The sequence below is a fragment of the Streptosporangium sp. G11 genome (assembly GCF_051192615.1).
Classification (GTDB): domain Bacteria; phylum Actinomycetota; class Actinomycetes; order Streptosporangiales; family Streptosporangiaceae; genus Streptosporangium.
In genome coordinates this window covers 1-1,110 of the sequence record NZ_JBPJUQ010000308.1, presented here as the reverse complement: position 1 = coordinate 1,110, position 1,110 = coordinate 1, and the positions used below count along the sequence as shown (strand labels likewise).

Sequence of the window (1,110 nt, the reverse complement as noted above, 5' to 3'; positions counted from 1 at the left end):
CTAGGTGTACTGACCTGAGAGGTTAGGTACGCGGCTGGCGGGTGGGTGGCCGCCGAGTGCGGTGTGTGCTCGGTGGTGATTGTAGGTGTGGAGCCAGGGGCCGAACGCGTGGCGGCGTTCGGTCTCGGAGGTGTAGGGCTGGTTGTAGGCCCATTCGTCGGCCAGGGTGCGGTGGAAACGTTCGACTTTGCCGTTGGTCTGGGGCCGGTAGGGGCGGGTGCGTTTGTGGGTGATGCCCAGGCCGGTGAGGGTGTCGCGCCACAGGAAGGACTTGTAGCAGCTGCCGTTGTCGGTGAGGACACGGCGGATGGTGATGCCCAGGCCGGTGAAGTAGGCGTGGGCGCGGTGCCAGAACGCGGCGGCGGTTTCTTTGGTCTCGTCGGGCAGGATTTCGGTGTAGGCCAGGCGGGAGTGGTCGTCCAAGGCGGTGTGCAGGTAGCTGTAGCCGATCTTGGGTTTGCCGTGCTTGTAGCGGGCGGTGGTGGTGGCCTTGCGGTTGTGGTGGCCGGTCTGCCGGTCGGTGATACGGTGGCCGCCGCCGTCGGGGATGTTGCCGAGTTTCTTGATGTCCACATGCACCAGGTCGCCTGGTCGATCGTGCTCGTAACGGCGGATGGGCGCGGCGGTGGCCCGGTCCAGGTGGGTCAGTCGGGCCAGCCGGTAGCGGGCCAGCACCCGGTGCACGGTGGAGGGGTGCAGTCCCAGCAGGTAGGCGATACGGGCCGGCCCCCACCGGCGTGTCACCCGCACCTTGATGATCCGTCGCTCGGTCCGTGTCGGGGTTTGGCGTGGGCTGTGATGCGGCCGCGATGAGCGATCGGCCATGCCTGCCGCGCCGTGCCGGCGGTAGCGGTCGGCCCACCGCTTGGCCGTGTTCACCGCTACCTGGAAACGTTCGGCGGCACGGCGCAGGGGCCAGCCATCTTCGACGACGCAGCGGGCCAGCCGAAGCCGGCCTGTCTCACTTAGCGGGGCGTTACGGTGGGACACGAGGGCCTCCGGGAAGCTCGGCGTAGATGTCGCAATCCACACCGAACCCGGAGGCCCTCCCTTATTTCAACAACTTCGAAGATCGTGTCACCGCGTACTCAACCTTTGTGGTCAGTACAG

General features: G+C 66.9%; 1 protein-coding gene. It reads right to left on the bottom strand.

The annotated features are described in order from the left end of the window. A complete protein-coding gene (locus tag ACSDR0_RS50735; RefSeq protein ID WP_435296154.1) occupies positions 1-990 on the bottom strand; it encodes an IS481 family transposase in 990 nt (329 codons plus the stop codon). Positions 991-1,110: the final 120 nt, after the last annotated feature.